Source organism: Erythrobacter sp. WG (genome assembly GCF_026586795.1).
Taxonomy (GTDB): domain Bacteria; phylum Pseudomonadota; class Alphaproteobacteria; order Sphingomonadales; family Sphingomonadaceae; genus Erythrobacter.
The window spans coordinates 135,063-147,684 of the sequence record NZ_JAPFGY010000003.1 but is presented as its reverse complement, the minus strand read 5'-3'; the positions used below and the strand labels follow the sequence as shown (position 1 = coordinate 147,684).

12 protein-coding genes are annotated in these 12,622 nt (G+C 67.1%); 4 read left to right on the top strand and 8 right to left on the bottom strand.

The window, feature by feature from the left end; translation table 11 throughout:
- Window positions 1–32 precede the first annotated feature (32 nt).
- The 4 genes from OPU67_RS02795 to hflX all read left to right on the top strand — a co-directional run bounded on the left by OPU67_RS02795 (window position 33) and on the right by hflX (window position 5,758).
- Window positions 33–2,258 (top strand): ATP-binding protein, encoded by a 2,226-nt coding sequence (locus OPU67_RS02795; protein ID WP_420708943.1) that lies wholly within the window; start codon window positions 33–35, stop codon window positions 2,256–2,258.
- Between the two features lie 45 nt (window positions 2,259–2,303).
- Window positions 2,304–3,686 (top strand): sigma-54-dependent transcriptional regulator, encoded by a 1,383-nt coding sequence (locus tag OPU67_RS02790; RefSeq protein ID WP_267617405.1) that lies wholly within the window; start codon window positions 2,304–2,306, stop codon window positions 3,684–3,686.
- A 159-nt stretch (window positions 3,687–3,845) separates the two neighbouring features.
- On the top strand, window positions 3,846–4,439 hold the full coding sequence (gene hfq, locus OPU67_RS02785) for an RNA chaperone Hfq (protein WP_267617404.1): 594 nt from the start codon (window positions 3,846–3,848) through the stop codon (window positions 4,437–4,439).
- Between the two features lie 50 nt (window positions 4,440–4,489).
- Window positions 4,490–5,758: a GTPase HflX gene (hflX, locus tag OPU67_RS02780; RefSeq protein WP_267617403.1), complete on the top strand. Its 1,269-nt coding sequence runs from the start codon at window positions 4,490–4,492 to the stop codon at window positions 5,756–5,758.
- A gap of 3 nt (window positions 5,759–5,761) precedes the next feature.
- Here hflX and mazG read toward each other — a convergent pair whose 3' ends face one another.
- The 8 genes from mazG to OPU67_RS02740 all read right to left on the bottom strand — a co-directional run bounded on the left by mazG (window position 5,762) and on the right by OPU67_RS02740 (window position 12,613).
- Window positions 5,762–6,529 (bottom strand): nucleoside triphosphate pyrophosphohydrolase, encoded by a 768-nt coding sequence (mazG, locus tag OPU67_RS02775; RefSeq protein ID WP_267617402.1) that lies wholly within the window; start codon window positions 6,527–6,529, stop codon window positions 5,762–5,764.
- A gap of 61 nt (window positions 6,530–6,590) precedes the next feature.
- A complete protein-coding gene (locus OPU67_RS02770) occupies window positions 6,591–6,764 on the bottom strand; it encodes a hypothetical protein (RefSeq protein WP_267617400.1) in 174 nt (57 codons plus the stop codon).
- Window positions 6,761–7,543, bottom strand: a complete 783-nt coding sequence (locus OPU67_RS02765) for an MBL fold metallo-hydrolase (RefSeq protein ID WP_267617399.1) — start codon at window positions 7,541–7,543, stop codon at window positions 6,761–6,763. The genes OPU67_RS02770 and OPU67_RS02765 overlap by 4 nt, the downstream gene beginning before the upstream one ends.
- On the bottom strand, window positions 7,540–8,316 hold the full coding sequence (locus OPU67_RS02760) for a TatD family hydrolase (RefSeq protein ID WP_267617397.1): 777 nt from the start codon (window positions 8,314–8,316) through the stop codon (window positions 7,540–7,542). Before OPU67_RS02760 ends, OPU67_RS02765 begins: the two co-directional genes overlap by 4 nt.
- Complete coding sequence (metG, locus tag OPU67_RS02755; RefSeq protein WP_267617396.1) at window positions 8,316–9,863, bottom strand: methionine--tRNA ligase; 1,548 nt, start codon at window positions 9,861–9,863, stop codon at window positions 8,316–8,318. Before metG ends, OPU67_RS02760 begins: the two co-directional genes overlap by 1 nt.
- Complete coding sequence (locus OPU67_RS02750) at window positions 9,856–10,812, bottom strand: DNA polymerase III subunit delta' (protein WP_267617394.1); 957 nt, start codon at window positions 10,810–10,812, stop codon at window positions 9,856–9,858. The genes metG and OPU67_RS02750 overlap by 8 nt, the downstream gene beginning before the upstream one ends.
- Window positions 10,809–11,441: a dTMP kinase gene (tmk, locus tag OPU67_RS02745; protein ID WP_267617393.1), complete on the bottom strand. Its 633-nt coding sequence runs from the start codon at window positions 11,439–11,441 to the stop codon at window positions 10,809–10,811. Before tmk ends, OPU67_RS02750 begins: the two co-directional genes overlap by 4 nt.
- Entirely contained in the window at window positions 11,438–12,613 is a 1,176-nt protein-coding gene (locus OPU67_RS02740; RefSeq protein WP_267617392.1) for a D-alanyl-D-alanine carboxypeptidase family protein, read from the bottom strand. Before OPU67_RS02740 ends, tmk begins: the two co-directional genes overlap by 4 nt.
- Window positions 12,614–12,622: the final 9 nt, after the last annotated feature.

The following is a 12,622-nucleotide window of genomic DNA, read 5'->3' as shown; positions in this document are numbered from 1 at the left end:
AATTGCCACACCATTGTTGTATGCTTGCAACGATGGAGCCGCCCAAGCCTCGCGCCGTGACCAAGGCACCCCGGCAGACGCCGCGCTGGTGGCGACGGATGATGGTCGCGGCGCGACGGGCCAACGTGTTCCTGTGGCTGGAAGGCCTCGCCGCAGTTGCCCTTGTCGCGGCGATCGTCACCACCTGGTCGGTCTATGGAGGCTCGGGCGCGCCCGACAATCTCCTGCCGACGATCCAGGTCTCGGGGCTGCTGATGGCGACGCTCGTGCCGGCGATGATGCTGCTGGTGCTGATCGGTCGCCGTCTTGCTCTGCGCCGCGCGGCCGGAAGCACGGCGCGGCTGCACGTAAGGCTCGTGTTTTTCTTTTCCATGGTCGCCGCGGTCCCGACCCTGCTGGTCGCCGGATTTGCCGCCTTCCTGTTCCAGAGCGGCGTCGACTTCTGGTTTTCCGACCAGTCGCGCGGGTTGATGGAGAACGCCAACGCGCTCGCCAAGAACTACTACGACACCAACCAGCGGCAGGTGGAACAGTACTCGGTGGTTATGGCCTCCGATATGCGCGACATCCTTGCGCGGGTGCCGATCACCGACCCCGACTTCCCCGATTTCTATGCCTATCAGGCACAAGCGCGCGAGATTTCGGAAAGCGCCGTGCTTCAGCGGATGCCCGATGGCTCGTTCCGGACGGCGGCCGCGCTGAACCTCAGCAAGGACAACAGCCCGCTCGCCTTCAGCCGGGCCGCACTCGCGCGGCTCGACAGGGGCGAGCTTGCGGTTGTGATCGGCAGCCCCACGCGGATCGAGGCGCTGGTGCCGATCGACGCGCAGTCGGGCGTCTACCTCTACAACGCGCGCACCACCGAGGAGACGATGTTCAATTCGTGGTCGCGGGCGCAATCGATCGTGACGGCCTACAACCGTCTGACCGGAAGCGCGCGTACGCTGCAGCTGCGCTTCAACATCGCACTCGTCGCGGTCAGCCTGCTGCTGGTGGGCCTCGCCATCTGGTTCGGCCTGCGTTTTGCCGATCGCCAGGTCGAGCCGCTGACTGACCTCGTGGGCGCGGCGCGCAAGGTCGGGCAGGGCAACTTCGCCTTGCGGCTCGAGGGGCGCACCGGCGCGGACGAGATCGGCCTTCTCAACCGCGCCTTCAATCGCATGACCGCGCAACTCGAGAAACAGACCCAGGCGCTGGTCAGCGCTAATCGCCAGATCGACGACCGCCGCGCCTTCACCGAAGCGGTGCTCGAATCCGTGACAGCCGGGGTCGTCTCGGTCGATGCCGAGGCGCGGATCACCCTGATGAATTCCTCGGCGCAGGCGCTGCTCGCCCCGGCGCTCGCCCCGGCGCTGACCGGCCAGGCCTTGCGCACCGTCTCGCCCGAGATCGCGCGCGTGATCGCCGAGGGGAAGGAACGCGCCGTTATCACCCATGCCAAGGGCAACGAGCTCCTCACGCTCGCCGTCAAGGTGGCGCCGGGCACAAGCGGGCACGTCATCACCTTCGAGGACATCACCCGCCAGCTCCTCGACCAGCGCCAGGCGGCCTGGTCCGATGTCGCGCGGCGGATCGCGCACGAGATCAAGAACCCGCTCACGCCCATCCAGCTCGCGACCGAGCGGCTCAAGCGTCGCTACCGCACGCAGGTGGTCGACGCTGACCGGGAGCTGTTCGACGATCTCACCAGCACCATTGTGCGCCAGGTCGGCGACCTCAGGACGATGGTGGACGAATTCTCCTCCTTCGCGCGGCTCCCCAAGCCCGTGTTCCGAGACGAGGACGCGCTCGATCTCGTCCGTCAGGCGGTGTTCCTGCAGGAGGTCGCGCATCAGGGAATCGCCTTCAGCGTCGATTCGACCGATCTCTCGGATCGCGAGGTGCGCTGCGATCGCCACCAGTTCGGGCAGGCCATGACCAATGTGCTCAAGAACGCGGTGGAAGCGGTCGAGGCGCGGGCGGGCGAGGGGAAGGGCGCCGTCGCCGGCACCATCGCCGTTTGCGTGCGCGATGCCGGCGAGGCGATCATCGTCACCATCGAGGACAACGGGATCGGCCTTCCGGCAAATCCGGAGCGGATCATCGAACCCTATGTCACGACCCGCGACAAGGGCACCGGCCTCGGCCTCGCCATAGTCAACAAGATCGTCGACGAGCACGGCGGCGACATGAGCTTCGCCAGCGCGCCGAGCGGCGGCACCCGCGTGACCCTGCGCTTCGCCCGCAATCCCAAACCACTTGAAGGCGGCACCCCGTGATCGCCGTTCCAGCTGCATCCCCATTCCAGCCGAAGGACCCGCGCAATGGCGCTTGAAATCCTCATCGTCGACGACGAACGCGACATCCGCGAACTGGTGGCCGGCGTGCTGGGCGACGAGGGCTATGCCTGCCGCACCGCAGCGGACAGCACCGAGGCGCTGGCCGCCATCGACGAGCGGCGCCCCTCGCTGGTGCTGCTCGACGTGTGGCTCCACGGCAGCCAGATGGACGGGCTCGAACTGCTCGACGCGATCAAGGCGCGCGAGCCCAATCTGCCGGTCATCATCTTCTCCGGCCACGGCAACATCGACACCGCGGTCGCTGCCGTCGGGCGCGGGGCGATGGACTTCATCGAGAAGCCCTTCGAGGCCGAACGCCTGCTGCTGCTGGTCGCCCGCGCCACCGAGACCGAGCGGCTGCGCCGCGAGAACTCGCGCCTTCGCGAAGGCAGCTGGGGCAGCGCCGAATTCACCGGCAACTCGCCCGCCATCAACTCTGTGCGCGCCACATTGAAGCGGGTGGCGAGCACCGGCAGCCGCGTGCTGATCTCGGGCCCGGCAGGCGCGGGCAAGGAAGTCGCGGCGCGCCTGCTCCACGCCTGGAGCGCGCGCGCCAACGGCGCCTTCGTGCTCGTCAACTCGGCGCGCATCACGCCCGAGCGCTTCGAGCAGGAACTGTTCGGCGAGGAGGCGAATGGCAAGCAGGTCCGCCCCGGGCTCCTCGAGATGGCCGACGGGGGCACGCTTTATCTCGACGAGATCGCCGACATGCCGCTCTCCACCCAGGCGCGCATCCTGAGGGTGCTGACCGACCAGAGCTTCGTGCGGGTCGGCGGCACCCGGCAGATCGGCGTCGACGTCAGGGTCGTCTCTTCGACCACCCGGGACCTTACCGTGGAGATGGCCGAGAAGCGCTTCCGGGAGGATCTCTTCTACAGGCTCAACGTGGTGCCGGTGACGATCCCCTCGCTCGCCCAGCGCCGCGAGGACATCCCGGCGCTCGCCGATCACTTCTTCACCCGCTATTCGAACGATCAGGGCCTCAGCCCCCCGGAGGTTTCGGCCGAGGCGATGGCGGCGCTGCAAGCCTACGACTGGCCAGGCAATGTCCGGCAGCTGAGGAACGTGGTCGAGCGCACCATCATCATGACCCCGCGCGACCGACTCGGTGTGGTCGAGCCCGATATGCTGCCGCCGGAAATCATCGGCGGGCAGATCGGGCTCGCCAGCGACAGCCTTTCGGCGATCATGGGCGTGCCGCTGCGCGAGGCGCGCATCAGCTTCGAGCGCGAGTATCTCTCGATCCAGATAAGGCGCTTCTCGGGCAACATCTCCAAGACCGCGAGCTTCATCGGGATGGAGCGCTCGGCCCTGCACCGCAAGCTCAAGCTGCTGGGCATGGCGGACCGGCGCGACGACGAGGATTGACACAGCGGCGACGGACGGAAAATTTGCGGCGATTCAAGCCTTGTCGCACGCGGCTGCAGTCGCCATTATGAAAGTCGCGCGGCCCTTCGTTCCCCTCAAGCGGACAGGCCGGACCCATGCGGACCGCAACAACGGCCGCCAAGAACAGGAGCCACGACCATGTCCAGCGGGCGAACGCTCTCCCCCCGTCCGATCAAGCGCGCCGCCCCGAGCGAGGCCCGCAGCATCGAAAGCGAAACGAAGTCCGGCGGTGCGGCGACTCGGCAGGGCAATCTTCAGGACGCCTTTCTCAATCTGCTGCGTCGCAACAAGATTCCCGTCACCATGTTCCTTGTGAAGGGCGTGAAGCTGCAGGGGATCGTCACCTGGTTCGACAACTTCTCGATCCTGCTGCGCCGCGATGGCCAGTCGCAGCTCGTCTACAAGCACGCGATCAGCACGATCATGCCGGGCCAGTCGCTGGACCCCGCGCAGTTCGGAAACCAGCCCGCCGGGCGCAAGCAGAAGCTGCTGCAGGACGTGTTCCTGAGCCGCGTGGCCGAGGCCGAGGTGCAGGTGACCATGTTCCTCGTCAATGGCGTCATGCTCCAGGGTCGCATCGCGGCCTACGACCTGTTCTGTATGCTGCTCGAACGCGACGGAGCTGTGCAACTGGCTTACAAGCATGCCGTCTCGACCATCCAACCCGCATCGCCCGTTGACCTCACGGTCGACGATGACGATGACGGCGACCATGACGGGATAGACGACTGAGCTTCGACAGCGATCTGCAGGACGAGGTCACCCGCGGCGCGCGGGCGCTGGTGCTGTGCCCGGACATTCGCGCCCTGCGCTACGATCTCGACGCGGCCGAACGCCTCGCCGAGGCCAAGGGGCTCGCGCTCGCCATCGGCGTGGTGATCGTGCATTCGGCAATTCTCCCGGTGCGCCAGATGCAGCCCAACACGCTGTTCGGCTCGGGCCAGGTCGAAAATATCGGCATCTGGTGCGAGCAGCACGAGGCCGAGTTGGTGATCGTCGACGGCGCCTTGACCCCGATCCAGCAGCGCAATCTGGAGGACCGGCTGAAGCGCAAGGTGATCGACCGCACCGGCCTCATCCTCGAGATTTTCGGCGAGCGCGCGGCGACGGCGGAGGGGCGCCTGCAAGTCGAGCTTGCGCACCTCGATTACCAGCAGAGCCGCCTCGTGCGCAGCTGGACCCACCTTGAACGTCAGCGCGGCGGTTTCGGCTTCCTCGGCGGTCCGGGCGAAACCCAGATCGAGGCCGACCGGCGGATGATCCGCCAGCGCATGGGCCGCCTGCGCCGCGAGCTCGACCAGGTGCGCAAGACCCGCCAGCTCCACCGCGATCGTCGCGGGCGTGCGCCTTGGCCGGTCGTGGCGCTGGTCGGCTACACCAACGCGGGCAAGTCGACGCTCTTCAACCGCCTGACCGGCGCCGGTGTGCTGGCCGAAGACCTGCTCTTCGCGACGCTCGATCCCACCATGCGCGCCATCGGCCTGCCGGGGGTGGAAAAGGCCATTCTGTCCGATACCGTGGGCTTCATTTCGGATCTTCCCACGCAGCTCGTCGCGGCGTTCCGCGCGACCCTCGAGGAGGTCACGGCGGCCGACGTGATCTGCCACGTGCGCGACATGGCCAACCCCTCGCACGCCGCGCAGAAGAAGCAGGTGCTGGAGGTGCTCTCGGACCTCGGCGTCGTCGACGCCGAGACCGGCGCCAGCGCCATCCCGATCCTCGAAGTCTGGAACAAGTCCGACCTTCTCGACGCTGAAAGGCTTGAAGAACTTCGCGAGGCGGGGGAGGGGCAGGGCGCCGTCATCCTTTCTGCCGCGACGGGCAAGGGCGTCGATCTGCTCGAAGCCGAGCTCGCGCGCCTCCTGACGGGCGGGGCTCAGGAGGTGAGCTTCCTCCTGCCGCTGAGCGACGGGCGGAAGATCGCCTGGCTTCACGCACATGGCGACGTGCTCGGCGAAGAGGATGCGGGTGAGGGTGACGAAGGCCCGATGCGCCGCCTGACCGTTCGGCTCAATCCCAAGGAGTTGGGGCAGTTCGCCAGCCTGGATTGAGACTTATGCGCCTTTCTTGACCTGCTGCCATAGCTCTTCCTGGGCCTCCAGCGGCAAGGTCGGGAACGCCGGCCCGGCAAGATCCTCCATCGCGCGGAAGCGTCGTTCGAACTTGGCGTTGGCCGCGCGCAGGGCTTCCTCGGCACTGATCCCGTAGGCCCGAACGAAATTGACGACGGCAAACAGCAGGTCGCCGGCCTCCTCGAACCTGTTCTCATCCGAAGGCGCGCTTTTCAGCTCCGCGATCTCCTCGGCGATTTTGGCTTCCGAGCCGGAAGGGTCGGGCCAGTCGAAGCCAGTGCGCGCGGCGCGCTTCTGAAGCTTCTCCGCGCGCATCAAGGCCGGTAGCGCAAGCGCGACGCCATCGAGCGCGCTCGCTATCCCCTTGGCCGCGCGCTCCTCGGCCTTGAGATCCTCCCAGCGCGCCTCGGTCATGCTCCCGCCAGCATCGCCGAAAATGTGCGGGTGGCGTGCCTCCATCTTGTCGGCGATCGCGGAGGCGACGTCGGTGAAGGCGAAGTGGCCCGCTTCCTCGGCCATGCGGGCGTGAAAAACGACCTGGAGCAGCAAGTCGCCGAGTTCGGATCGAAGATCGCCCATGTCACGGCGCGCGATCGCGTCGGCGACTTCGTAGGCTTCCTCGATCGTGTAAGGTGCGATGGTCGAAAAGTCTTGGGCGAGATCCCATTCGCAGCCACGTTCGGGATCGCGCAGGCGCGCCATGATCGCGATCAGGCGGTCGAGAGGGGACTGCGGTGGGGGGCTGATCATCCTGATCCTCAAGATGGATAATATATATTATGTAAAATATGTGGCGGCGCGACGGGCGGGTTCATCCGGCGTAGAACCACGTGACGATCAGATAGAGCCCGATGAAGATCGCAAGCCAGGTCAGCCCCAATCTGGCGAGCTTGCTCCACCCGAGCCGATAGGATGCAAGCGCGCTGCCGACCAGGATCAGCCAACCGATGCTCGTGATGATCGGAAGGATCCCATCCACGCTCACGCGACCAGTTCCAGCCCGTCGTAGCCGACCGTCACGTGATCCGGCACTTCGCCGCAGAGCGCCCGATAATCCATACTCTTGTCGAGATGGCTCAGCACGACCCGGCCAGCCCGCGTGCGCTCGCCCAGCTCGATCGCCATGGCGAGATGCGCGTGCGTGGGATGCGGTTCGCGGCGCAGACAGTCGCTGACGAGGATGTCGACCTTGTAGAACAGGTCAACCATGGCATCTGAAATCTGGCTGAAATCGGTAGCATAGCCGATACTCTTCCCATCGGCTTCAAATCGGTATGCGGTGGTCTCGCCCGGGCCATGCGCCATCTGGCACCAGTCGACGCCGAAGCCGGCGATCATCCGCAGTCGGTCCAATGTGTCGATCGTGCAGATCGTCGGGTAACCGTCATGTCCTGCGAAAACATAGCCGAAGCGTTGGCGCAGCCTCCGGACCGTCTCGCTCGAGGCAAACCCCGGGATCGGAGCGGCGCGGCCGTAGCGCAGCACCCTGAGGTCATCGATGCCGTGGCAGTGATCGGCATGGTCGTGCGTCCAGAACACCGCATCGACATGACCGACGCGATTTGCCAGCAACTGCGCGCGACAGTCGCTCGAGGTGTCGACGAGCAAGCGTTTGCCTTCGTCGCTCTCGACCAGAATCGAAACCCGTGTGCGGCGGTTCCGCGGTTCGGCCGGATCGCAGTCGCCCCAGTCGCCGGTGCCGTCCGGCCCGCCCAGGCGCGGCACCCCTGTTGAGGTGCCCGAGCCGAGCATCACCAGCTTCACAGCCGTGCCTTGCTGAAAAGTTTGAAGAAATTTGCGGTGGTAACCTCCATCAGGCGTTCCCTGTCCGTTCCGCGCAGGCCCGCCACGAATGCGGTCGTATCGGCGACGTAGGCCGGCTCGCACACCCTCCCGCGATGCGGCACAGGGGCAAGGAAGGGGCTGTCGGTTTCGACAAGCAGCCTGTCTTCAGGAATGATCTTGGCGATCTCCTGCAAGTCTTTGGCATTCTTGAAGGTCACGATACCGGACAGCGAGATTGTCAGCCCCAACGCGAGCACCTTTTCGGCAAAATCGGACGAGGCGGTGAAGCAGTGGATCAAGGCGGGAAAGGCCCTCCTCCCCATTTCCTCGGCAAGAATTGCATGGGTGTCGCCTTCCGCATCGCGGGTGTGGATGATGAGCGGCAGCTGCGTTTCGCGCGCGACGTCGATATGCATCCGGAACAGGGACCTCTGCGCCTCTCTGTCCGACTTGTCGTAATAATAGTCGAGCCCCGTCTCGCCGATCGCGATGACCTTGGTGTGGCGCGTCGCCTCCAGCAGCGCGGCGCGGCCGAGGTCCTTGTGCGCGTCCGCCTCGTGCGGGTGGATGCCGACGCTCGCAAAAACGTCCGGCTCGCGCGCGGCAGTGCCGACCACCTGGCCCCACTCGCTCTGACGGGTCGAGATATTGAGGAAAGCCCCTACCCCTGCCGCGCGCGCCCGCGCGAGCACGCCCTCGCGGTCCTCGACGAGGCCCTTGTATTCGAGGTGGCAGTGGCTATCGACCAGCATCAGGCGGCCTCCGCCGGCAGTTCGAGCCGGGGGAACAGCGGCGTCGGCGCCGAAAGCCGGAAATCGCTCTCGGCCAGCGGCGAATACCAGTGGCTGCGGATCCCTTGGAGGTTGCGAAGATCGGCAGGAACGCCGAGCATATCCAGGAGCTTGGCACTGCTTGCCGGGATCACCGGGCTGATCGCGACCGCGAGCTGCGCGATGCAGGTATAGAGCGTGGCGAGCACGGTCTCCATGCGCTCCGGATCGGTCTTGCGCAGCGTCCAGGGGGCCTGGGCGTCGATATAGGCGTTGCAGGCGAATACCGCCTGAAGCCAGGCCTCGACCGCCTGCTGGAGCGCGAGCGCTTCGAAGGCCTGCGGCATATCGGTCGTGATCGCTCGCTCGACCGTTTCGAAAAGTTCGGTATCCGCCGCAGCGTGGCCACGGATCGCAGGCAGGGCGCCGTCGAGGTTCTTGGCGATGAAGCCAAGGGTGCGCTGGGCGAGATTGCCGAAGGCGTTGCCGAGCTCGCCATTGGCGCGCTGAACAATGGCTTCGGGCGAATAGCTGCCGTCCTGTCCGAAGGCGACCTCGCGGATCAGGAAGTAGCGCAAGGCATCGACGCCGAACCGCTCGGCGAGATCGAGCGGGTCCGTGACGTTGCCGAGCGACTTCGATTCCTTCTGCCCGCGGTTGAGCAGAAACCCGTGCCCGAACACCTTCTGGGGCAAGGGCAGCTTGGCGCTCATCAGGAAGGCCGGCCAGTAGATCGTGTGGAAGCGTACGATGTCCTTGCCGATGAGGTGCAGGCTGGCCGGCCACAGGTCGCCCATTTCGTCAGGATAGCCGAGGCCCGTCAGGTAGTTGGTGAGCGCATCGACCCACACGTACATGACGTGCCCCTCGCTCCCAGGCACCTTCACGCCCCAGTCGAACGAGGTGCGGCTGACCGACAGGTCGCGCAGGCCCTGCTCGACGAAGGCGATCATCTCGTTGCGGCGGCTCGCCGGCTCGAGAAAGCCGGGGGATCGCAGCAATTTAAGGAGTTGATCCTGGTACTTCGAAAGCCGGAAGAACCAGCTCTCCTCGACCGTCCATTCAACCGGCGTGCCCTGCGGGGAAAGCTTTTCGCCCCCCTCGCCTTCGGCCAACTCGCTCTCGTCGTAGTAGGCCTCGTCGCGCACCGAATACCAGCCTTCGTAGCGGTCTAGGTAGAGGTCGCCCGCGGCTTCCATCGCCTGCCAGATGGCCTGGCTGGCGCGGTGGTGATCGGGCTCCGACGTGCGGATGAAGCGATCATACGATACATCGAGAGCGTCGCACATCTGCTGGAAATAGCCCGACATTTCGTCGGCGAGATCGGCGGGGGTCCGGCCCTGCTCCTCGGCCTTCCTCGCCATCTTCAGGCCGTGCTCGTCGGTCCCGGTCTGGAAGCGCACGCGGCGGCCCCTTAGGCGCTGGAAGCGCGCGATCACATCGGCGGCAATGGCCTCGTAGGCGTGGCCGATGTGCGGACGCCCGTTGGGGTAGCTGATCGCGGTGGTGATGTAGAAGGGGTCAGCCATGGGCCGGTTCGCTAGCGGGGGCGGCGGCGACAAGCAAGGTGCCGATCTCGAAGGGGAGCAGCGAGGGATCGAAATTGGCGGTCGGCGCCTCGGCGGCGAGTTGCACCAGCGCGGCGTGGGTGTCGATCAGGCGCGCGCGCCGCGCCGGGTCATCGGCCGTGCGCGCGGCGCGGGCCGCGAGCGACTGGGCGAGATCGAGCACCGCCTGCATCCGTTCGCGATCGGCGCGCGGGCCGATCAAGCGCGCCAGTTCGCTGCGGCCGGTCATGCCGCTGTCGCCGCCCGCCAGGAGGCCCGAAATGGCGCGCGCGACGGGTGCAAGATCCTGTTCGGCAAAGCGCAGCGCCGCCCCGAACGATCCGTCCGCGGCAGCGAGCGCCTGGGGATCGGGTGGGAGGCCCGCGTCCGCGATCATCGCGGCAAGCTCGCGCTCGCTCAGAACCGGGAAGCGCAGGGTACGGCAGCGCGAGCGGATGGTCGGCAGAAGCCGCGATGGGCGGTGGGTGACCAGCAGGAAGAACGTGCCCCCGGGCGGCTCCTCGAGGCTCTTGAGAAGCGCGTTGGCCGCCGCTTTCTCCATGTCGTCGGCCGGATCGATGATGATCGCGCGGCGGCTCCCCAGCGTCGGGCGCGTGACAAGGCGCTTCTGCATGGCGCGGATCTGGCGGATGCGGATCGAGCGGGCGAGTTCGAATGGCTTGCCTTCGCCCGCCGCGCGCTCGGCCTTGTCGTCCTTGGGGCCGTAAGAGAGGGTGATGATGTCGGGGTGATCGCCCGGGGGCTGTGGCACCCCCGGTTCGGCGACGAGTTCGCGCGCGGCGGCCACTGCGAAGTCGCGCTTGCCGAGCCCTGCCTTGCCCGCGAGGATCCAGCCGTGGTGCATACGCTCACCCGCCAGCGCGTCGCGCCACGCCCGCCAAGCCTCGGCATGATTGGGCCAGCGGGTCACGGCAGCAGGTCCGCGATCGCCGCGAGCACGCGGGCATGGACCTCCTGCGGATCGCCTAGCGCCTCAATGCGCGCGAATTCATCCGGAGCCGCTTCGGCCAGCGCCCGGAAAGCGGCGGCAACGGCGCGGTGATACTCGGCAGGGCGCCCCTCGATGGCGTCGGCAGCCTGCCCGCGCGCGGCTAGTCGCCCTGCGAGCGCCGTCTCGTCGCCCTCGAGCAGGATCACGCGGTCGGGGCGGATACCATCACTTCCGAAGGCATGGAGCGCGGTGATCGCATCGTCGCCCAGCCCCCCCGCCCCGCCCTGGTAGGCGCGGCTCGAATCCACGAAGCGGTCGCACACGACCCATGCACCGCGGGCCAGCGCCGGACGGATCAGGTGGGCGACATGATCGGCACGCGCCGCGGCAAAGAGCAGGGCTTCGGCGTGAGGCGGCCAGCCATCGCCGGGCGGCGTGAGCAGCAGCGCCCGGATTGCCTCGGCGCCCGGCGTTCCGCCGGGCTCACGGGTCACCACCACCTCGATCCCCCGCGCCCGCAGCGCCTCGGCGAGGAGGCGCGCCTGGGTGGACTTGCCCGCCCCCTCCCCGCCCTCGAAGGCGATAAACCTGCTTCTCGTAGCGGTCACGAGAACAGCCCCGCGACTCCATTGACGATCCGGTCGAGCGGGCCGGCGGTCCGCACGGCCTCGGCGGCGTAGAGCGGGATGTGCGCCGGAGAGACGCCCGGCGCCGTCACCTCGAGCATTGCCACTTCCTGACCTGCGGCGATGGGCGCGCGCAGCGGGCCCTCGTAGCGGATCGTCGCCGTCAAGTCGGGCGTGGTCCCGCGCGGGAGGTTGATGGTGACCGGCCCGGCCGCCTTCAGCGCTACGGACCGAGCCGCGCCGTCCTGCACCCGCGCCTCGCCGACTGGAATGTCGGCTGCAAAAAGTTCGCGGCGCTCGAAAGCGGAAAAGCCCCACTCGACATAGGCCCTGGCGAGCCGCGCGCGCAGCCGTCCGTTCTCGACCCCGGCGAGCACCAGCACCAGCCGCTGCCCGCTGCGGCGGGCGGTACCGAGATAGGAAAAGCCGGATTCGTTGGTGAACCCTGTCTTGATCCCGTCCGCCCCCGGCACGCGTCCGATCATCGGATCGTGATTGACTTGGACGATGCCCTTGTAGTCGAACCCCATGCGGCCGATGTAATAGCCGAATTCGTCCGGGTGGCGGGTGATCATCGCCCGCGCCAGCGTCACGAGGTCGGTCGCGGTGGTGAAGGTCCGGCCCTCGTCGGGAAAGCCGTTGGGCGAACCCCAGTGGCTCCCGTTCATCCCGAGGCTCCAGGCGGTGCGGTTCATCTGCGCGGTCCAGGCCGCGACCGAGCCGGCCTGCCCGTCCCCCAGCACGGCCGCACCGTCATTTGCCGAGACGTTCGCGATCCCCAGCAGGAGGTCCTCGACGCGCACCCGCTCGCCCGGGTCGAGGAACATCGTCGAGCCCTTGCGCCGCCATTCGCGCGCGACCTCGGGGCGCATGGTGAAGACCTGATCGGGGTGCAGGCGCTTGGCCTTCAACAGCTCGAAGGCCAGATAGAGGGTCATGACCTTGGTGACGGAGGCCGGCATGAACCGCCGGTCCGGATTGCGCGCGTGGAGCACCTGCCCGCTGCCGAGGTCGACGAGCAGCGCAACCGGAGCTTCCGCAGCGGTGGGGACCGCAGGCGGCACAGCGCCCACCTCTGGCAGCAACGCCCGCACCGGCAAGGCGAAGCACAGGGCAACGAGGGCAAGCAGGCGCATCGGAGCGCGCATGGTCATGGGCGGTAT